This window comes from Labilibaculum euxinicum (assembly GCF_963678175.1).
Lineage (GTDB): Bacteria > Bacteroidota > Bacteroidia > Bacteroidales > Marinifilaceae > Labilibaculum > Labilibaculum euxinus.
The window spans coordinates 478,153-499,209 of sequence record NZ_OY782756.1; the positions used below are offsets into that span (position 1 = coordinate 478,153).

The 21,057-nt window shown below is 36.4% G+C and carries 14 protein-coding genes and 1 tRNA gene; 5 read left to right on the forward strand and 10 right to left on the reverse strand.

All coding sequences use genetic code 11. The features are described 5' to 3' along the window. Nucleotides 1-60 precede the first annotated feature (60 nt). The 7 genes from ACY0M5_RS02150 to ACY0M5_RS02180 all read right to left on the reverse strand — a co-directional run bounded on the left by ACY0M5_RS02150 (nt 61) and on the right by ACY0M5_RS02180 (nt 12,905). The gene (locus ACY0M5_RS02150) at nt 61-2,520 is read right to left on the reverse strand and encodes a hypothetical protein (protein ID WP_225441418.1); all 2,460 of its coding nucleotides are present in this window, start codon (nt 2,518-2,520) and stop codon (nt 61-63) included. Between the two features lie 191 nt (nt 2,521-2,711). Continuing rightward, complete coding sequence (locus ACY0M5_RS02155; RefSeq protein WP_461630664.1) at nt 2,712-4,199, reverse strand: RagB/SusD family nutrient uptake outer membrane protein; 1,488 nt, start codon at nt 4,197-4,199, stop codon at nt 2,712-2,714. A gap of 18 nt (nt 4,200-4,217) precedes the next feature. Further along, the gene (locus ACY0M5_RS02160) at nt 4,218-7,286 is read right to left on the reverse strand and encodes a SusC/RagA family TonB-linked outer membrane protein (RefSeq protein WP_461630665.1); all 3,069 of its coding nucleotides are present in this window, start codon (nt 7,284-7,286) and stop codon (nt 4,218-4,220) included. 246 nt (nt 7,287-7,532) lie between these two features. Continuing rightward, a complete protein-coding gene (locus tag ACY0M5_RS02165) occupies nt 7,533-9,248 on the reverse strand; it encodes a hypothetical protein (protein WP_461630666.1) in 1,716 nt (571 codons plus the stop codon). 161 nt (nt 9,249-9,409) lie between these two features. Beyond that, on the reverse strand, nt 9,410-10,741 hold the full coding sequence (locus ACY0M5_RS02170) for an MFS transporter (protein ID WP_124993425.1): 1,332 nt from the start codon (nt 10,739-10,741) through the stop codon (nt 9,410-9,412). A 3-nt stretch (nt 10,742-10,744) separates the two neighbouring features. Further along, nucleotides 10,745-11,791: a glycoside hydrolase family 130 protein gene (locus ACY0M5_RS02175; RefSeq protein WP_461630667.1), complete on the reverse strand. Its 1,047-nt coding sequence runs from the start codon at nt 11,789-11,791 to the stop codon at nt 10,745-10,747. A gap of 313 nt (nt 11,792-12,104) precedes the next feature. Next, complete coding sequence (locus ACY0M5_RS02180; RefSeq protein WP_124993423.1) at nt 12,105-12,905, reverse strand: helix-turn-helix domain-containing protein; 801 nt, start codon at nt 12,903-12,905, stop codon at nt 12,105-12,107. A gap of 100 nt (nt 12,906-13,005) precedes the next feature. Here ACY0M5_RS02180 and ACY0M5_RS02185 point away from each other — a divergent pair, with 100 nt between their 5' ends. The 5 genes from ACY0M5_RS02185 to ACY0M5_RS02205 all read left to right on the forward strand — a co-directional run bounded on the left by ACY0M5_RS02185 (nt 13,006) and on the right by ACY0M5_RS02205 (nt 18,627). After that, nucleotides 13,006-14,340: a TolC family protein gene (locus ACY0M5_RS02185; RefSeq protein ID WP_461630668.1), complete on the forward strand. Its 1,335-nt coding sequence runs from the start codon at nt 13,006-13,008 to the stop codon at nt 14,338-14,340. Further along, nucleotides 14,340-15,401 (forward strand): HlyD family secretion protein, encoded by a 1,062-nt coding sequence (locus ACY0M5_RS02190; RefSeq protein WP_461630669.1) that lies wholly within the window; start codon nt 14,340-14,342, stop codon nt 15,399-15,401. Before ACY0M5_RS02185 ends, ACY0M5_RS02190 begins: the two co-directional genes overlap by 1 nt. Before the next feature lie 3 nt (nt 15,402-15,404). Continuing rightward, nucleotides 15,405-17,006, forward strand: a complete 1,602-nt coding sequence (locus ACY0M5_RS02195; protein ID WP_461630670.1) for an MFS transporter — start codon at nt 15,405-15,407, stop codon at nt 17,004-17,006. Nucleotides 17,007-17,906: 900 nt separating this feature from the next. Beyond that, nucleotides 17,907-18,143, forward strand: coding sequence for a hypothetical protein (locus ACY0M5_RS02200; protein WP_461630671.1), 237 nt, complete (start codon nt 17,907-17,909; stop codon nt 18,141-18,143). Nucleotide 18,144: 1 nt separating this feature from the next. Then, on the forward strand, nt 18,145-18,627 hold the full coding sequence (locus tag ACY0M5_RS02205; protein WP_461630672.1) for a hypothetical protein: 483 nt from the start codon (nt 18,145-18,147) through the stop codon (nt 18,625-18,627). Nucleotides 18,628-19,220: 593 nt separating this feature from the next. On the opposite strand, the gene ACY0M5_RS02210 is transcribed toward ACY0M5_RS02205, so the two are convergent. From ACY0M5_RS02210 to ACY0M5_RS02220, 3 genes are all read right to left on the reverse strand, one after another. After that, nucleotides 19,221-20,459 (reverse strand): type II toxin-antitoxin system HipA family toxin, encoded by a 1,239-nt coding sequence (locus ACY0M5_RS02210; RefSeq protein WP_461630673.1) that lies wholly within the window; start codon nt 20,457-20,459, stop codon nt 19,221-19,223. Between the two features lie 3 nt (nt 20,460-20,462). Next, a complete protein-coding gene (locus tag ACY0M5_RS02215) occupies nt 20,463-20,741 on the reverse strand; it encodes a helix-turn-helix domain-containing protein (protein WP_156194849.1) in 279 nt (92 codons plus the stop codon). A gap of 144 nt (nt 20,742-20,885) precedes the next feature. Beyond that, nucleotides 20,886-20,967: transfer RNA gene (locus tag ACY0M5_RS02220), tRNA-Leu, on the reverse strand. Between the last annotated feature and the right edge of the window lie 90 nt (nt 20,968-21,057).

Here is a 21,057-nt window from a genome sequence, read left to right on the forward strand (position 1 = left end):
CCTCAATATCACATTTGATATTGAGGACATTTCGTTTAAATAATTATTAATAACGATTCTCTATTTTTTACAATCAGGATCCATTTCGGGAGTTCTAAGTCCGGCAACCTCATTAGCCATCAGAATAAAAACGTTCCAGCATAATCCACGGGTTGATGGCCACCAAGTATCTGTTGTCTCCCATTTTGTCGGAATAAATTCTTTGGAATAAGGCCATTCCGGATTGAGATTAATTTCTGCCCAAGCTCTATTTTCCATAAGCGCTTCTGCTTTTTTCCATCCATGTCTTAAACCTACAACATATCCACAATATTCCGCACGCATCCAACTCCCACCGTTGTAATACATCCCATCTCTAGCTCCATTTTTATAATTAGATACTCCAAACTCTCTAAATGGCTGATAATCCGAAGTTAAATAAGCATATCCCTTTTCATCATCTGTTAATCTTATACAAACCGGAGCTGTTGTTCCATATTCTGGATAAGGTGAATTTGAAACTTTATTAAGAATTGGTGTTTGTTCAAGATGATTAATTACCATCTCATCAGTTAACATGGGTCTATTAAACAACCACAAAGAAAAAAATTCTGGTTCTAAGTCGGTAAAAGTAATGATGTCTGGATATTCTTTATCAAACACCATATGCTTTCTTGTTGTATCATAAAAGTTCAAATATGCCTTTTCAGCTTTTTCCAAATATGAATCTGAAATATCATATCCCAACTCTTTAATAGTGCGAAGCGCAATAGCAAGCATTCCTTGATTTACCGCTAAATCACTTGTTTTTGGATTGTATTCATTAATGTCAATTTGGCTTAATGTAAAATGAGAAGCACATATTCCATCTCTATTCTCATCAAACTCATTTAAGACATAAGAAACTGCTTTATCAATTTTATCTTTAGGAAGGCTTACTCCAAAACGTCTTTTGTTCATCATTGCCCAAATTAAGAATTGAATAGTTGCTTCATTATCTTTAAACTCAACAGTACCCATATAAGGCGTTATAATGGTGGCTATGGCTCCTTTTTCGTTTTGAGTTTTTGCCCATTGCTCCCATATTTCAAGATTCAATTCTTTATTATAACTTGAAACTATTGAGAAAAATGAATCTCTGTTGTACATGTCGGGTGCATAATTCATATTAGGCACATTCAAGGGTGTAAAATCATTTATAGAAGTAATCCATGTTAGCATGTTGAAATTTGAGTACAACATCTTCTCTATCAGAGTTCCTTTAAATCCTTTCCCTTCTGCTAAACGGGATTGTGAAGAAATTACAAAATCATGATGATTTACCCAAGGCTCAACAAAAACATAGGTAGTTTTAGTTGCCTTTTCTCCCATATTCATTTTATTGTATGGTTGTACTAAAGGTTGATGTTCAACAATCTGCAAATCTTTAATTTGAATGGAATATTTTTCCCCGGATTGAGATCCAATAAACATAGAAACACTATCATGCTCAATATACGGAACCATTATACTTCCTTTAAAAAGTGTCCAGTCATTTTCTTGTATTGGAAATTGGTCAATGTATTTAATACCATGTTCCAATTCCACCGTTTTTAGGCCATTCTTATTCCTAAAAAGTTTTACGGCTATTGGAGAACTTCCTTTAGCCAAAAAAGAAATTGTGTATATTTTTTGGTCTGTTAAGGGCGTAATTAATTCAATTCCGGAACGATTAGAAGATTCCCCACTAAGAGTAAATAAATCAGTGGTTTTATTAATAGTGACAACACCAACTTTTTTATAAGTATCCTCAAGTTTTAAAATTGTCTCTTTCCCGGTATCTAAATTGTACATTTCACCAAATGTTTGTTTGATAAAATGCTGCTTATTTTCTCTTTCTGACAATGTTGCTACTTCCACCAACGCTGGATCCGGAAGTCTTCTCATTCCTACAAATCCTCCACCATGACCGTTAAAACGACGTCTGGTTGTTCTTGTATAATGATTTTTATACCCGGCATCCATTAAAAACCCTACCAATAAATTATTGGGAGTCACAAAACCTGCTGAGGGATTCATTTCATGGGAAAAACCTCCCGGGAAATCATCGTGTTCAAAAGTTACATATTTTGAAGGTTCTTCTGCTGGTTTTGAAGTTTCTTCAATTGTAAAATATAAGGTTGGAATCCCCGATTGAAATAAATCAACCGTTTTTTTAACCACATGTTGATTGATAACTTCATAGGTAACTGTGATTAATAAGTTCAAATCAAAATCTAACAAATAGGTCTCTTTTGATAATTTTATTAGATTTTCATTTCCTGTCCATTCAGCTCCTTTCCATGCAGCAATTTCGCTTGTCTCACTCAAATCCAGATTTGCTGCTTTTAATGAAAATTCTTCTGAATTATGAATCAGCAACTGATTGTTATTGTAGATATCTACACTAAAACCTTGTTCAGTATTTCCAACAACTTTTAGATTGATATTTTGACTAAACCCAATTGTTTCAATGAAAAAAAACAAAAGGAGAATTGCAAATTTTATATTTTTATCCAACATTTATTGTTTATTTAACGAATTGTATATTAGGTATTTATCATAGGTTAATATGCCCATTTCTTAAATAATACAGCCATTTTATGCTTGATAAAGGATCACGCATTAAAATAAAAGAGAAGCAGCGTCTTAGAACTAACTACTTCTCTTTAAACATCAATTAACTCAACAATATTCCCATTACAAAAGATCTTTTAATAACCTTGATTTTGTGTAATTGATCCACCAGACTTATCAATATCTTTTTGAGGAATTGGATAAAGAGCATTGTGATCCTGGTAATTTCTTCCAAGTGCCGTTAATACTGCTTTGGCTGTTCCCCATCTTTTCAAGTCATTAAATCTTTGTGATTCAAAACCCAATTCAACTCTTCTTTCAGACATTAACCAAGCTTTTATTTCTGCCGGATTTGTTGAGCTTCCTCTGTTTGCAAGCGTTCCTGCAGGTACTACCGAGCCATCAGCTGTTGGACTGGTTCTGGCTCTGGTTCTTATCTGGTTAATTATGGCAACTGCACCTGGGTAATCTCCAGTTTCATTTAAAGCTTCTGCTTTCCAAAGTAATACATCAGCATAGCGTATAAAAATTCTGTTACCAGGAGAACTATCATTCCCTTTATAATCTGTAGTTGAACCTAGAATTTTAGAAACATGTTGATTCTCAATATCAACAGTATACAACAATCTTGGGTCATTTGCTTCAAAAGCATTAATAAAATCATCTGTAGGAGCAAAAAATCCCCATCCAGAAACTGCAGCAAGTCCGTTTCCTCTATTTGGATTTTCACCAGAACGGTGATCGTATGCAAAAATAACCTCATCCTCAGTAAATTCTTTGCTAGCATCAAAACTATCGAAATAATTTCCATTCAAACTGTAAAAGCCAAGAGCGTCCAATTCTGTAATTAAGCTAAGTACTGTAGTCCAATCATCATTGTACAATGCAACTTTAGCCTGCAATGCAATAACAGCACCTTTTGAAGCTCTTGATTTGTCAGATTCATCAGGATATTTCACGTTTGGTAAAATAGCTTTAGCTTCTGATAAATCTAAATTTATCTGAGTCAAGACTTCATTAGCAGGTACTCTTACTGCAACATCAAAAGCTTCTTGAAATGATTTTAATGGAGTAAGTAGTAAGGGTACATCTCCAAAATTATTTATCAAATCAAAATAATAGAAAGCTCTTAAAAAATAAGCTTCTCCTAATAATTGATTTTTACGACCTTCACTCATACCAACAAATTGAACTGTTTCGTCATTTGTTAGTAAACTTATTCCAAAGTTTATTCTATTGACACCTTCATAATCATAAGCCCAAACACCATTAAATGCAGGATTTTCAGATGTAAAATTAAAAAGGCCTAATTCATCCATCCATGCTTGATCGCCATCAGGACTCCATTTTTTATTCATATCATTGGCTGCAATGTCCTGTAAAATAATATCATTTCTGAATACAGTTCCATTTCCCCATTGCCAACCTCCAAAAATACTATTTAAAGTACTTCCTAATGGTTCGTATGATGATTTCACTGAAGATTCGACACCAATTAGTGTAGGTGTTGCATCAACTTGATCTATGGTTAGCAATCCTATCGGATCACTTGTAAGTTCATCGTTACAACCTGCTAGTATTGTAAAGAAGAATATTACGATTATACCATTATATATAATTTTCATATTTAATTATTTTATAGATTAAAACTTAACATTTACACCCAACAAAAATGACTTTGCCGACGGGTAAGTCCCCTTGTCAATTAAATCAGTAGATTCTGGATCCATCCCAGTATAGCTTGTTGATGTAAATAAATTTTGACCAGATAGATAAAAACGTAAATTTTGAATTCCCATTATCGATTCTATCGTATATCCTATTTCTACATTTTTAAGACGGAAATAAGACGCATCCTCAACAAAAATGCTGGATACTTTACTACTTCCATTGTCATTAAATGTAACTCTTGGCATTGAATTAGTACTACCTTCCCCGTCCCAAGCGTTTAAAATATTTGTAGTATAATTGAACGGACGTGTATCATAGTCAAGAATTTTTTTAGAATCATTGTATCTGTCAACTCCTTCTACTCCTTGAAAAAGTATTGAAAAATCAAACCCTTTATAGTTAGATGAAAAAGAAATACCATAAGTAATATCTGGTATTGGATCGCCAATAAAGGATCTGTCATCAGAATCAATTTTTCCATCACCATTTACATCCTTGAATTTGATATCTCCTGGTTTTGACTTTTCTAAATCTGGTGTTCCGCTTAAATAACTGTCTATTTCAGTCTGATTTTGATAAATTCCGACCATTTTATATCCATAATAGGAATTTAATGATTGTCCAACCTCAGTCTTCGTTACATCTCCACTGATATTTGGTAAGTTTGGATGCAATTTTTCAACATTATTAGTTGCAGTTCCTAGGTTTGCATTTACACTGTATTTAAATTCATTCTCAGAATTTCTATAGTTTACAGAAAATTCAAACCCTTTGTTGCTTACTTCACCGGCATTTACAATTGTAGCAGCGACGTCTCCAACAATGCTTGGCAAACTAATTGGCAATAAGATATCAGATGTGTTCTTTTCAAAATAATCTACTGATATTGCCATTTTATTATTCAATAAACCTAAATCAACTCCGATATTTGTTGAGGCAGAACTCTCCCATTTTACATCTTCATTTCCATAACGATCTGTTACAACTTTACCTTCCTTTTGACTAATTAAAGTTAAATAGGCATAATTATCAATCTCTTGATTTCCTGCTTCACCCCAGCCTGCTCTTAATTTTAAATTAGACAACCAGTCAACATCCTTCAAGAAATCTTCATCTGAAATTTTCCATCCTGCAGAAATAGAAGGGAAATATCCCCATTGATTTTTCTTAGAAAAACGTGAAGAAGCATCAGCTCTCATATTAGCAGTCACCATATATTTGTCATCAAACACATACGATGCCGAACCAAACAAAGAGAATAAGGTCCATTCTGAAGCGCTTCCACTATTCCATAAATCAGTATCTTTTCCACCATTATCTAAATACCTGAAAGTATCAAAAGTATAAGGGAAACGAGTACGACTGGCTCCAATAGATGATGAATAATTATCTATATATTCTGTACCAGCTAATAAACTTAAGTCATGTTTATCATTAAATGTTTTCACATAGTTTAATGTATTATTAAACGTTATTGTGCGTGCTTCACCTCTTTCTTCATTCAAACTATTAGGTCTGTTTTTTCGCCCCAATCCTTGATCTTCTTCAATTCCATTTCCATCATCATCACCAAAATTCTCACCAAAAGATTTATTGTGAATAAATGATAGGTCTACTCCTAAGTTGGTTCTAAATGTTAGTTCTTTATCTTTCAAAAAAGCATACTCACCATAAAAATTCCCAAAGGTTCTAAAATCTTTTCTTTTGTCATCAGTAAAACGAGCTAGTGCAACTGGGTTTGCCGACCATTCATATTTGCTGCTTTCCCATCCACCATCACGATCAGTATAAAATGGCAAATCCGTATAAGGATCCCTTACAGAATAGGTAGGATCATTGATATCTTTATAAACCGAAATAACCGGAGGTCTCAGCAATGCATGTCTAATAATTCCCGGCTCATCACCTTTTGATGATAGTGCATCTTGTGTTGCGTATGATAACTGAAGATTGGTTCCAATTTTTAAACGATCGGTTAATTCAGCACTAATATTAGTCCTGTAATTTAGTTTTTCGTATTTATCGTTGTTAAAAATTACAATTCCATCTTGGCCATAATAACCTAAAGAGATTAAAAACTGAACTTTATCACTTCCGCCACTTGCTGTAAATTGTAAATTTTGTGATCTTCCTGTTTCAAACAATTCATCAAGCCAATCAGTATCAGAAAAATCAGCTCTCCCTTTATCTGCTGTATAAGGATTTGAATCACCTAAACCAATTGAATTGTTCCATGCTTTTTCTACAGTATTCATGTACTGATCAGCATTCAACATATTAGGAAGATTGGAAGCGTTATGAAATCCGGTGTAATAATCTACATCAAAACTTGTTTTCCCTTTCACACCACTTTTGGTTGTAATCAACACCACACCACCAGAAGCTCTGGAACCATAAATTGCTGCTGCTGATGCATCTTTCAAAACAGTCATTGTTTTAATATCAGCTTGGTTTAGGAAGCCAATATCTCTTGAAGCAATACCATCTACTACGTATAATGGACTGTTATTCCCAATTGTTCCTTCTCCACGAATGCGAACTTCAATAGGATCTCCTGGTGCTCCGGTACTTGCTGTAACTTGCACCCCTGCAACTTGACCTTGCAAAGCCTGAGAAACATTTGTAACCCTTGTTCTTTCCAAATCGGCCATATCAACAATAGCAACAGCGCCTGTTAAAGTTGACTTTTTTCTTGACGTATAACCGACAACAACAACCTCATCTAAACCCGTAACATCTTGCTGTAAGATAACATTGATGCTGGTTTGTCCGGTGAATTCAACTTCCTGTTTTTTCATTCCAATAAAAGAATAAACCAAGAATTGTGTATCGTTCGGTACTTCTAAACTGTAATCTCCGTCAATATCTGTAATAGAACCAATGCTTGTCCCTTTTACAAAAATACTAACACCTGGTAGTGATTCCCCACTTACGTCGGTAACCTTTCCTGACACAAGAACCTGCCCAAAGACAGCACTTGTCAAAAAGACAAATACTAAGCCCAGTATTCCTCTTTTGAAATTTAATAAAATAGTTTCCATAGGTTTTATTTTAATTAACAATAGTGAATTAAAAGCGTAATTTTCATATGTAACAATTCATTCTTAAGGTTCTCCGAAGAAATTGCTATCGTTTTCGTAATCGTTTAATTAAATGATACTATATCTAAAGCACTTGAGATCTTATTATTTCCAGTTGAATTGAATCGTTTAAATGATCCAATTCAACCAGATATTTATATTGTCATTTTACCAATAGAACCGCCCATTTCAAAAAATAGTAGTTCCTTAATAAAAAGAGATAACAATTCCATTTGCCGTCACTTTCTCTTTTGATCGTTCTATTTTTGATCCCGCAGGAATTTCAACCACTACCATCGCTTTATTTCCTTCAATTGAAAAGCTTCCTTTGCCAAAAATCTTTTCAGCAACAAGCTTCCCCGAAACAATATCATACAGATCAACTCCTTGTTCTGAAGAATAGTCGATTTTCTTTACCTCATCGTAAGGATTGAAGTATAAATAAGTTGGATAGGATTCATTTTTATAGAAATCTGTCGCAAGACAATCCAATTGCAGAATCTTCTCCACATTTGTTTTCCTGATGATAGAACCAAAGATTCCGGCATGTGCCGATCCGTAAATACTAAACATGGATAGTTTTGGCTGACTAACCACCCAATTGGGTCCATCGCCCAATGCAACCGGCGAAACTCCTTTAAACTCCTCGGTGTTATAAGCATCAACCTTCTTTAATCCCTCGTAGGCGATTACATTACGGGTTATGCTTTTATTTTCAGGCAAATACTGATTTCTGTCCGGAATTTCGTAAGGATAGAACAAACGAGAGGAATTTGCTGCATTCAACATCCATTTCCCAATGGACCGGGCATATTCTTGATCGTATCGAACCATTGGTACCAGCGGCCAGGCCATGTCGAAGGTGTTCATTAAAAAACCGTAGCCACCATCCTGAGTCAGGCTTCCCTGTATGCCCGAAACATCATAATCTCCCCAGCGATCTGCAATAATTCCCCAGCCGGTGCGGCCCTTTTCCGCAGTACATCCGTCGAAAGTCCAATCAAGTATTTTCGAAACATCGTAATTGGTTCCCTGTTCCGCATTTAAGCGGGCTGCCACATAAGCTCCAAAAGGCATCAGTACTTCGTAAAACCGACTTTCTTTTTGGCTCAACAAAGCCTCAATTGCTGATTTTGCACCTTCCAGATAACGTGGATCTCCAAATTTTTGATAAGCCGAGTAAAGCACATAAGCATGTCCTGCTGCTGCATCCTGCTGATAAGGAATCTGATTTCGTTTCCCTTTCATCTCAGCATAGTCGAAATAGGAATAATCGTAATTTCCATTCAAGGTAGAATCGGCCTTAAAGAACTGCTCGGCAATAGTTTTCTGAATCACATCTGCACCTTCTACATTAGGCTGTAATTCCGAAACGGCATAATACAGCACATTTGGAAAAACATCGTACCACCAGTCGCGGCCATATCCTCCACCTAAAAGTGCAACTTCCGGACAAGTATTGTTCATCATGATATTCCAACCATTATCGGTGTTGAAATAATTCTGAACCATTTTCACAAAGTTGTATCCCTTCTGATCCCGCTTGTCAATTCCCACTAATCCGGCACTCATCAAAGCGCCCAAAGAATTGATTGCTTCGTGAAATTCACCCTTATTTTTATTTGGTCCTTGTCTCACATCACCTATAACAGTGTACAAACCAAATGTTGTCTGTGGAAGATTTCTCTTTGCACTATCCAACCAAATAAAAGGCCGAAATTCGCCTGTGGCATCAAAATCGAATATTGCTTCGTCGAAATTCACTGCCTTTTCATGCCAGTCAAGCATCTTATATGGTTGCGGCTGATTAGGCATACTTTCTACACGACTAATCTGCAGCTCTTTTACAGCTGTTTGCGGTTGTGTCGTGCACGAAGCAAAAACGAAACAACATAGTATCCAAAATAAATAGTTACGATTCATGTGTTATAATTTATTTTTTTAGTTGTCATATGGAACTCCCAAATTACACTCATCCACCTGTTTGTAATAGTGTTACATAGTCGTTTCACCTGTTAATGGATTTGTATCTTTTATATTTTCAGAATTGACCTTAAATTATTTTTTTCTCAAAGCTTGCAAAGCTATTGAACCAAAGGTTCTACTACTAATTTATCATCTACATCTCTTAATCTTACGTCTTGGCCATTTGATTTGAATTCCTCTTTACTGGTATGTTTAATCACCATTTTGGCAACAGGAATAGAGATTAATTGCAGCAGTGCAATAATCAGTAAAGAATACTTAAGAGCGAACACCTCCGAAACGTAGTGTGTAAGCAACAAAAACATTACTAATCCGAAAACCCGTCCAACAAAAAGTCCAAATTCATGATTAAAAATGTAAGCAAATTCATTTCGTTTCTCCTTTCGGGAAAGCACATCAATCACTCTCATCTGAATCGGAAAATAGGCAATATCGTGCAGGGGTCTGAATAATACCATCGCCAGCATAAACACCATTGCACCTGTTGCCGAAAACATAATTGCATTGGCCATTGTGCCTGCAACAAAAATGAGCAAACCCACTGCAAATATGTAAATGCGGTGTTCCGGTTTGGAAAATCGTCCCAGCAGATACAATACTATTGCCGTAACAATTCCACTTATGGCCTGAATTGTTCCCAAAGATCCTTCGTCACCAATTAAATACATGATCAGAATAGCCGGTGCTGTCACCAAATATCCTTGTGCAAGTCCTTTTAGTCCGGCTAAAAATAACATTTTGTGCCATAATCGGTCGAAGTGGAAATGCAGAAATTTCTTTTGCTTCGGATTTTTAAATTTTTCCCTGTGGATTACAATGGATGAAATAATCGTTAGAATGAATACGCAAAGCGTAATAACCTGATAAGCTCTGTGTTCACCAAACCAACCCAATGTTTTTGACGATATAATAAACCATCCAACAATTAAAGGAATTATTATTGATGTTATTGTAAAAAAGAAGGTTTCCAAACCGTAATAGTAATTCCGGTTTTTATCATTTGTAGTATCCAAAGCCAAAAAATCACGGTTGGCCCAGAAAAACCCAAAAGATGCACCCATTATTAATCCGGAAAAAACAACTCCTGCAAAATTAAGATGATCAAGCGTCATCATAAACAACATGGAGATACCACTTAAAAGCATTCCAAAACTATATAGATTGGCTATTTTGATCTTTTTCAAGAGAAAACCATTAATAAAAAAGGTAAGCGGTATTCCGGTATAAATAGCCAGCTGATAATAGGCTACCAATGTAAAATCGTTATTGGTGAAACGCATGATATAGGCGCTTACAAAAATATCGACCACCGGAAGCACGAAGGCATAAATCATGTTGGTAATCAACAAAACCCTCATATCTCGTGGGTTACTTAGGAAAAAATAATACTCTGAGAGTGCTTTTTTCAATATTTTGGTAATAGCAGCCATAAATTAATAGTTTAACGATTGTAAAATTTCACTGATAGAGAATTCGGCCCCACAAATCACTTCATCCGAAGCTCCGTAGTAAATTGTAATCGTATCGTCGCTAACGATATGCCCATTGGTAAAAACCACATTGCCAAAAAATCCGGTTTTCTCATATTCCATAATGGGTTCCATAATAGGTTCCTCGCTTCGGGCAAGTACTATCGAAGGATCATTTAAATCCAATAGTAAAGCACCCAAACAATACCTGTGTTCCTTTGTTGCTCCGTGGTATATTTCCAGCCAGCCCTTTTCAGTTCTAATGGGCGATGCTCCTGCTCCAAGCCGGGCATTGTCCCATTTTCCGGCGCGTGTTTTTGCCAGCAATTGATGATTCCCCCAATGAATACGATCGGGCGATTCAGCAATCCAAATGTAATTCCCGCCCAATTCGGGACTACTCGGACGGTGAAGTGCATAATATTTACCGTTAATCTGTTCTTCGAAAATGGCACAATCCTTATTGTGTGGCGGGAAGATCATTCCGCAACGATCAAACTGTTTCCAATCCTTAGTCTGAATATATCCAACTCCAACCCCATGGGCAGAAACCTTTGTATAAGTCAAATGATATCCATCATCCATTGTTGCAACCCTGCAATCTTCTATTCCGAAAGTTTCCTGAGAACCAACTCCCATAATTGGAGCGTAACCTTCAGGCTCCGCGAAATTAATCTGGTCGTCACTGCAAACCAACCGAAGATGTGAAAGAGTGGTTAGGTAATACTCCCCTTTATAAATCACGATCCTGGGATCGGACAAGTCCAGATCGGCATCGTTTTCGTCGAAGCATAAAATTTCGACGACTCCCTCTTTATTATAAACAGGAAAACTAATTTTACCCTCTACCTGCTGAGGTCGTTCTGCCACCCGAAGCAATAACCAGGTTTTATTGTTGCAGCGAAACACACCCGGGTTTAACAAGCATTCAATTTCCATTCCTACCATACTTGGCAGGATGTCTTTTGGTGAGAGTAAAGGGTTTTGCTCAAATCTCTTTGCGATATCCATAGTTCTATTCTTTTTCTACTGCAAAGAACGACCATTTCTCACTACGTGTAGTTAACTATACTGCCATTTCTGTGTGTTATAGCCTTAAAGAAAGCACATTGGAAGCATACCACACAGAATTGAAGCTATTGTGTACACACTATTGCCGGTTAGCAGCTTTTGCCAACAATTTAATTTCTGAAAAACAGATTATTGATGCCATCCGGGGAAAACGTAGATGAGTAATTGTATGGCAAATTTATAATTAAGCCAACTGATATCTTAGACTTCGGACAATTGAGACCTGAGTCCCTGAAACAGAAATCAAAACGATTTACAATAAACTTTGCTTTCTAAATTCAGCAGGTGATTTGTGAACAACCTGCTGAAAGGTATAGCTAAAGGCAGAAAGACTATTGTAACCACTCTTGTAGGCGATCTCACTTATTGAAAGATCTGTTTGAAGCAATTGCTCCATACTTTTAATGATTCTGACAAGCTTCACATATTGCAGAAATGAGATATCCATATTTTTCTGAAACAAACGGGATAATGTTCTGGAACTGCAGCCAAATTTTTCGGCAACATGATCCAGATTCAAAGGCTGATCAATATTCTGGTGGATGTATTTAAACACTCTCCTTAAATTTTCGTTTTTAGTAGTTGGAAGCACTACAGGCAAAGGAGTGGTGGATACATCTAAAACAATATTTTTTAAAGCGATCAGAAATTCATATTTAAAAACACTGTCCTTGCCAATTTCTTCCTGCCAATTTACAGTATAATAAATCATTTCCATCAACAGATTTGTTACAGGATAAATACCCTCCCGTTCCCTTACCTGATGATCTTCGGGAAATAAATTTCTTGGAAAATAAATGTTATGCACCATTTTCACCGAGGTGCGTGAAACAACGTTATGCTCTATTCCCGCAGGAATCCATAAGAAATGACGTGCAGGAAGAAAATACGACTTATCGGGCGTATTCAAAAACGCAACACCACCTTCCACATAGCACATCTGATGTTTGTTGTGACTGTGCATGGGAAGTTTTTCCTCGATTTTTGAATGCAGCACGTAAAACACATCCTCATTCCTGTTAACATCTTTAATAAAAGAATCAATTACCGACATAAACACAATTTTAAGTGGCCTAAATTATAAAACAATTGTCCAATTTTCGAAAACATGCCTAAATATTAAACGGGATATTTGCAAAATGAAATTTTTGAAAATGAATCGTAAATCAAAAAATGCAATTGCATTCATCCTCATACTACTAAGCTGCCACTGCATAACTAATGCTCAGGAGAGTGTATCGATAAGTTTGCAGGAAGCTTGGCAAAGAGCAAATACCTTTAGTAAAGAATTGCAGTTAAGAAAGATTGACACAAAAATAAGCGAAGAAAAAATTCTGGATGCAAAGAACAAATGGCTGCCTGAATTCGGTGCAGATGCGAGCTACGGCAAACTCGCCAACATTCCCATTTTTGAAAATGGAATTTTAAAAAGCCCTGAATATATTCCACTGGAAGACCATAGTGTTTATGATGCTGGGATTGAAGCTTATTTTAATTTGTACAATGGGCATAAAACAAAAATTCGGGTGAAGCAGGCAGAAACCAAACAGGCTTTACTGCATTACCTGGAAGAAGCAGGCTTTTCGGATATCCACTACAAAGTAGCCCAAGACTATTTGGGGATACAAGCTTCGCTGGCCTTTAAAAGACTGATTGAACGAAACATTTACAAAAATAATGAACGGCTGAATCAGATTGAAAAATTATACCAGAACGGAGTGGTTTTAAAAAGCGATTTATTAAGATCTCAACTGCAGCTTTCCCGGCAAAAAACGAACCTTCTTAAAATAGAAAACAATCTGGAACTATCTACGCAGCAATTGAATATTCTAATTGGGTTTGACGATGATCAAGCCATTGAACCCACTGACAGTATTGCAATTGGTTCTGAATATATTAAGACCGAACTGCTGTATCAGGATTACTTGGGGCAGGCAATACAGTTATCTCCACTTGAAAAAATTGCCCGGGCTCAAATTACAATGATGCAGCTTTACGAAAAAGATGTAAAAGCTGAAAAGCTTCCTAAAATCGGTCTTTTTGGAGAATACACCTATTCGTACCCACAAATTAAATTATATCCTTACTCAAATTCGCCCTATTTAATGGGTGTTGCAGGAATCAAAGTTTCGTACAACATCTCGGCTTTGTATCATGACAAACACAAAGAAAGGGTAGCTTCTATATCGATAAGAAAACAAGAGCTGGCGCAGAAACAGACCGAAGATCAGCTTCGCATAGATGTAAGAACAGCCTACAAAAGGTTTCACGAAAATTTAAAGGAAATAGAAACCGCAAAAATGAACATTCAACAGGCCGAAGAAAATTACAGAATTGTAAATCAAACCTATTTTAACCAATTGGCTCTGCTCACCGATTTACTGACTGCAGATACCCAGTTGCTGCAAGCCAAATTTGAATTGGTGAACAGTCAGGTTTCGGCCAAATTACATTACTATCAATTACTTAAAATAACGGGGCAACTATAATGAGCGATAAATTAAAGAAGTACGAAAAAATAGACCGTGCAGCTGTAAAAATAACCTACGGAGCAGCAGTAAGCATTTTAGCCGCCTTACTCGTTTGGGGACTGTTTTTAATGGTGAATTTTTGGAAATACGAAGAAACCAACGATGCACAGGTAAAAGAGTATATCAATCCTATTTTGAGCCGTGCCGCCGGTTACGTGCAGGAAATCAGATTTAATGATCATCAAAAAATCCAGAAAGGAGATACCTTGCTTGTTCTGGATATTGAAGAAGAAAATGTAAAGCTGCTCGAAGCCAAGGCTGCCCTAACAACTGCCAAGGCTCGTTTAAAAGTACTGCAAAGCAATGTGAAGACCTCATCAGGCAGTTCCAGTATCAGTCATGCAAAAATTAGTGCTGCTAAAGCCCAACTATGGCAGCAGCAGCAAGAGTTTGCACGTTATCAGAAACTACTGGAAGGCGAAGCTGTTACCCAACAGCAATTTGAGAATGTAAAAACAAAATTGGAAGTGGCCGAATCGAATTACCAGGCCATTCAAAACTCCTTTAGCGTATCGCAAGACAAAACTCAGGATGTTACCGCTGAAGTTGCGGTAGCTAAAGCCAATATCGAACAGAAAAAAGCAGCTCTGGAACGCATTAATCTGGAAATTAAATATGCCGTAATTACCGCACCTTCTGATGGAACCATGGGAAACAAAAGCCTTCAGCAAGGACAATACATTCAGAAAGGACAAACCATTGGTTTTATGGTGGATAAAAAACAAGGCAAATGGATTGTGGCCAATTTTGAAGAAACACAAATCGCGAAAATGAAAGAGGGACAGGAAGCCAAAATTACGATAGATGCTTTTCCGAACAAATCGTTTCATGGAAAAATAGAATCGTTCTCTCCTGCCACCGGATCCCAGTTTTCATTGCTTCCGACCGATAACGCAACCGGAAATTTCGTAAAAATTACGCAGCGGTTCCCTGTGCGCATTCAGTTCACCGATAATGATGCTTTGCTGGAAAAACTACGTGCCGGTATGAATGCTGAAGTATCAATACCCAAGAAATAGGCTATGCCAAACGAAAATAACAAACTCATTTTTAAAAGCCGGGTACCTTACTGGTTGGTATTGTTTACCATTTTTATAAGCCTGATGCCCATTGCCTTGGTATTGGGAATCTATCTGAGCGGAGCATCCAGCGCAGCAAGTTACTACGGCGTTGACATTATCGATGTTAAATATTCCACGGTAGTTTACTACCTTGCCATTGCCGCCTCGTTTCCTCTCGAGGCCAAATTTTTCAACTACTTTTCGTCCAAACCCTATTTAATAGGCTGCAGCATTATCTACGCAGCAATAAACCTTATTCTATACAACAGTCATAGCTTTGCTTTGCTATTGGTGCTCCGATTTGCCGGCGGCATGCTTTCGCTGGGCTTTATTGGCATGATATTCTCGCTGGTTTTTAAGCAATTTCAGGCACAACGCAGCCGGATTTTAGGCTATGCAACCATGTATGCGGCCTTATTTTCCAGTGCTCCTCTTGCCCAATTATTAGACGCATTCATATTTACCAAATACGACTTTAACAGCATTTTTCTATTTAAAATTTATAGTGCCTTACCCGGAATTATATTGCTTTGCTGCATTCTTAAAAAAGGCACAGATTTAAGGCGCGATGGAAAAATCCCCTTAAAATTAATTCGCTGGGAGAGCTTTGTTCTTTATGCATCATCCCTGTTATTGGCAGCCTATATTTTACTGTATGGGCAATATTACCATTGGTTTAGCAGCATACGGATTACGGTTTGCACAATTGTTCTGGTATTTTTTATGTGCTTGTTTTTCCTCCGGCAATTTAAACTCGAAGAACCCTATATCGATTTAAAGATTTACAAGTCGCGAAATTTTCGAATAGGCATGTTGCTGTTGGTGCTGTTTTACTTTAGCAAAGGCGATATGAATTTGCTCAATGGATTCTTTTCCAACAGTGTTCATTTAGATATGTATCACAAGGGCTATATCATGCTGATTAATGCTGCAGGTATTGCCGCAGGATCGCTTATATCTGCCCGGTTTATATTAGCCGGACGAAAAATACGGCTGATCTGGATGACTGGTTTTGGCGCGCTGTTGGCTTATCATGTTTATATTCTTTGCATTTTAAGCAATCAGGCTGAGATCGCAGATTTACTCATTCCCCTGTTTTTACAAGGATTTGGGAATGGAACTCTGATCATCTCTATTGTGATTTTCTATGTGACTTCAGTTCCTGCCGAAATAGCTTTTTCGGCTTCGGTTACGGGAGTAGCTTTTCGCGCCGTTACTTTTACCGCCAGCATGGCCTTAACTTCCTACATGGGTCTGCACTTTCAAAAAATTCATTACCAAAGTGCAGCCCACGAAATTACTTCGCTCAATCCGTATGCTGTGCAACGCATCGGTCAGTACAAACAAGCATTACTCAATGGCGGAGCAAGTATCCCTCAGAGCAATGCCGGTGCCATTAAACTTTTGGGAAAAGCAGTCGCAAATCAAAACAATCTCTTATTTGTCAGAGATTATTATTTATACATGAGTGCCTTCATCCTGCTTATCATCATGGGAATCGCTTTAATTCCTCATTTTCAGTATCACATTAAAAAAATTGGAGCCAAACTAATCCCAATGTAAACACAACAACGATTCAATTCTAAAATAGAAACTGCAATAGCCTGAAAATGGTTTTTTGCTCATGCCTAAATAGGTAAAGCCTGAAAAAATGATTTTTTGCTCAATGCCTAAATAGGTAAAGCAAAAAATGATATTTCGAAAAAACTAAATGGGTAAAACAAAAAACAAAATTCTGAATCATCACGAAATACTAACTTTTACAAAATGTGACCAATGACATTGATTAAAAAGATCAACCCGAGTAGTCGCAATATCAGCATTAGCTTCATCATTCCGTTTAATTTACTGCGTTGGTTTATTTTCCAAGCGAACCAGAAATTTCAATCAAATTGATCTGTTTTGCTATCAAAAAGATCGTTTAAGCAGGATAAACGATCGGGATAGAAGCGGGATAAGTGATCGAGATAGGAACTAGATAAGATCTGGATAAATACCCCTCAAGAACCCTTTATTATAGTTTAATCATTAGGTTTTATTCTCTGCATGTACCAATTAATCTGCTGATATGTTTTTTTATTCGCGAATAGAAATACATCGTTTCTTGGTTCAATATTCAGCTTATCCAGTTATCGAGATAACAACTTCTTTAAAATTCGATTTTACGGATTGAAAGATGGCAGGTTTGACAGTATGAATCTTAGTTTAGAATTAATACTTTAGTAAAAGTAATTAATATCGTTTTATAGATGACATTTAAAGAGTATCATCACAATAGGTGCACAATACATGCCATATTGGTATGTATTGTGCACCTTTTTACTTGATATATTAAAAATAAGTGCACCAGTGCACATATGAACAAGTTATGCCTCATTTTAAACAAAAAAATATCCTTAATGCGTATATGTGTTCTGAATAGAATTATAGAGAATTAAATACCTAAACAAATAATTTGAAACTATGTCAGTTAAAGAAATTAAAGGTCAATTAATATGTGACACATGCGGGAGTGATAACCACTTTGAAACAAACGATGATAAAACCTATGTGAAATGTCATGCTTGTGGTAGAGAATATTTTGGTGGTTATAATGAACTATTAGAATTGAATAAGGTAAATATTGAAGAAAGAGCTAAAGCCAAAGGTAAAAAGATCGTAGAAGATAAGCTAAAAGATATTTTAAAAAAACTTAAATAATATGGAGGCTAACACTATTTCATATATCGCTTTGAGTATCTCTGCTGTAACCGCAATATCAGGTTTTTTTGTATTCTTAAGATATGACAGACGGCTAAAGAAGCAAGCAAGAGAATTAAATGAGAAATTGGAGATCATTTATGATTCCCAAATTAGAAAGATAGAGCAAGAAAAGACGATTCAAGATACAGCTACTTTTTTAGTCAAGTCTTTGCCATATAACGGGCTTGGAAAACATACTATAAGAATATCAAATATTGGAAAAGGTAAAGCTACGAATATCCGATTAGGAAAAAACACATTTACAAATTCTAATGGAATTGCATCTTGTAATTTCCAAACAATCAATGGTCTTGAGCCAAAAGGGAATGCAGACTTTGCACTTATAACTCTTAGTGGTGTTAAACAGAATTTCACAATGACGCTAATATGGAATGACAAAAAGAATGAAGATAATTCGAAAGACTTTTCTATAAATCTCTAATGTCAATTCTTAAATTAAAAAAACGAAGGCATAACAAAAGCTAAATTTCATGGGCGCTGATAAGCAGTTCGAAAGTTTAGTACAATTAAGAAACACCAGCAAGCCTATTAAAATTGGTTTGTGCAAAATATAAACAATTTCACTCGGCTTGCTTATTTGGCGGTTTGATAGGGCAATTGTTTTAATCGCCCACGCAACTTAGCAAGCCCGTCAGACTGTCTAAAAAGGTAAAACTTGATAGCAATTTATTTAGATTAATTAGAGAGATTGCCGTAAAACCCAATATTCAATGAATATTTACAAGGGGGACAAATAAGGGTATATCCAAATAACAAAAGCCAGTAAGACAACTAGCTGTCAATTATTAGAATATTTAAAATTGGATTCTTTTGGGACTATACCCTAAATCCTCGTTGGCTTTTCTTGCGGGGATTCGTTTTTTAGGTGAAATATTTCTGAGAAGTCTTATTGCTTTAATGTTGGAAATAAAGACCTACATAAATCTTTTGAAAAGGTGAAAAAACACATTTAAACTACTGTTCAAACCTAAACCTTCATAATTTTCAATTGCAATAGTTTTCTCTCAAAATAAATTAATTCCCAAGTGTATTCAGCTTGTTAAAAGTCTTTTCAATTTCTGAAATTACCGGTTTTGAGATGCCACAATCCTGAGCTATATACTTCCACTTCGAAAGGGCTTCTTTTACCCTCTCAATTATTAATTCAGGTTTCTTAATTCCAAAATGATCTGCCAATTTCAGCAAGTGTTTTTCGCCGGGATTCCTGCTCTCTCCTGCCACCATGGTACTGTGTATGCCATAAGCCGAAGTAGAGAATGTAAGATCGTAGGCAGGTGCCATTTTCCAGTTTCCTTTGCCATCCATTAAAAAGGAGAAGTTTTTACTGTGATCATCCCGGTTGTGGGCAAACACATTAAATGCAGCAAGCCGAAGAACTTTTTCATAGGCATTTACATGCTTTTCGAGTCGAAATGCACAATCCATCAAATGACCGTAATCCATTGTGCTCATTCTAAAATTATCGTGCATTAAACCACTGGCAGTATGCACATGAAGTCTACCCGTTTTTGTTCTGTCGAAACGCCTGGTACCAAAGTAGGTTTGATCTGTTTTGCCATGAAACAATTGACATTCACTCATTTCTATTCCTGCTTTCAGAGCCATTTGATAGTAAGCATATTCAATTTTGGCAATTTCCTGATTATCCTGAGATGATGGGAATTTAATCAACCATTCTTCAAAACCATCCTGCATTTGATCATATCCATGAACCAGTTCGTTGTTTTGTTTATTGAAGCCTACTAAAATTTTAGGACGGGCTCCACCTGAAGATCCTCCCAAAGTGAAAAGCTCTTCTATCATCTCTGTACTCTCCCCTTTTAGAACATGCTTCATCTCCTGAGCAATTGTATCCAATTCCAATTGCTTATCAAAATCATGTTTACCTTCCTGTTGTGGCTGATAACACAAAGCTCCCAATCCGGTCTTGCCCACATAAGCCAATCGATCCAAAGGTGTTAATCCATAAATATCAATTTCCTTGGAACTTAAACTTCGATCTAAGAGCAATCTGCCCCAACCATCGGGTAATGAATCGTTAAAAACTCCGTAAAGCCCTTCAAATGGTTCTTTTTCAGCATTGCTTATTTCTCCGGTAAATGGAAGTTTTAGAGGTGAAATATTTAATCCTGTCTTTAAAAACTCCTGATGATATCGAAAATAAATCTGTCTGTTATTCACAACCAGCTCTCCCACCTCATAAGTTTTCCCTTCCAACTGAAGAGAGACCAATATGTTTCTTGTCTCTTCCATTGTCTAAACTTTTGAAGTAAATAAATTCTCAATACCTGATTGATCTTCCTGAGCTTGAAACACATTTTCAAAATCTTGAAGACGATTCATTAGATGAGCCAATTTTAAAAGTGATTCCAATGAAATTTTCCCAGTGTTTTCAAAACGCTTCAGGCTTCCTAATGACACTCCTGAACGTTCAGCCATCTCAATCTGAGAAAGTTTTAAATGTTTGCGCAAAAGCTTATGGCGTTCTGCCAAGGCTCTGCTAATGTCTGATGGTGTTGTTGAGAGTGAATACATATAGTTAATATTTTAGCTAAAAATACACATTTTAAGCATAAATAGCTAATATATTAATCCATATCTTAATTGGATGTAGAAATAAAATTGATCCATTTTTTGCCATAAAAAAATCCTTCCGAAAATATCGAAAGGATCATTTTGTACCCAGGGCCGGGATCGAACCGGCACGGGTTGCCCCACTGGTGTTTGAGACCAGCGCGTCTACCAATTCCGCCACCTGGGCATTGCTTTTGAATGCGATGCAAATATAGATGTTTGTTTCAATCCAGCAAAACAAAAGCTGTCTTTTTTTTCAAAAAAAACTCTCTCCTAA

Bases quoted from the DNA above. Each gene is read 5' to 3' on its own strand.
- ACY0M5_RS02150 (WP_225441418.1), bottom strand. From the start codon at position 2,520: ATGTTGGATAAAAATATAAAATTTGCAATTCTCCTTTTGTTTTTTTTC.
- ACY0M5_RS02155 (WP_461630664.1), bottom strand. From the start codon at position 4,199: ATGAAAATTATATATAATGGTATAATCGTAATATTCTTCTTTACAATA.
- ACY0M5_RS02160 (WP_461630665.1), bottom strand. From the start codon at position 7,286: ATGGAAACTATTTTATTAAATTTCAAAAGAGGAATACTGGGCTTAGTA.
- ACY0M5_RS02165 (WP_461630666.1), bottom strand. From the start codon at position 9,248: ATGAATCGTAACTATTTATTTTGGATACTATGTTGTTTCGTTTTTGCT.
- ACY0M5_RS02170 (WP_124993425.1), bottom strand. From the start codon at position 10,741: ATGGCTGCTATTACCAAAATATTGAAAAAAGCACTCTCAGAGTATTAT.
- ACY0M5_RS02175 (WP_461630667.1), bottom strand. From the start codon at position 11,791: ATGGATATCGCAAAGAGATTTGAGCAAAACCCTTTACTCTCACCAAAA.
- ACY0M5_RS02180 (WP_124993423.1), bottom strand. From the start codon at position 12,905: ATGTCGGTAATTGATTCTTTTATTAAAGATGTTAACAGGAATGAGGAT.
- ACY0M5_RS02185 (WP_461630668.1), top strand. From the start codon at position 13,006: ATGAATCGTAAATCAAAAAATGCAATTGCATTCATCCTCATACTACTA.
- ACY0M5_RS02190 (WP_461630669.1), top strand. From the start codon at position 14,340: ATGAGCGATAAATTAAAGAAGTACGAAAAAATAGACCGTGCAGCTGTA.
- ACY0M5_RS02195 (WP_461630670.1), top strand. From the start codon at position 15,405: ATGCCAAACGAAAATAACAAACTCATTTTTAAAAGCCGGGTACCTTAC.
- ACY0M5_RS02200 (WP_461630671.1), top strand. From the start codon at position 17,907: ATGTCAGTTAAAGAAATTAAAGGTCAATTAATATGTGACACATGCGGG.
- ACY0M5_RS02205 (WP_461630672.1), top strand. From the start codon at position 18,145: ATGGAGGCTAACACTATTTCATATATCGCTTTGAGTATCTCTGCTGTA.
- ACY0M5_RS02210 (WP_461630673.1), bottom strand. From the start codon at position 20,459: ATGGAAGAGACAAGAAACATATTGGTCTCTCTTCAGTTGGAAGGGAAA.
- ACY0M5_RS02215 (WP_156194849.1), bottom strand. From the start codon at position 20,741: ATGTATTCACTCTCAACAACACCATCAGACATTAGCAGAGCCTTGGCA.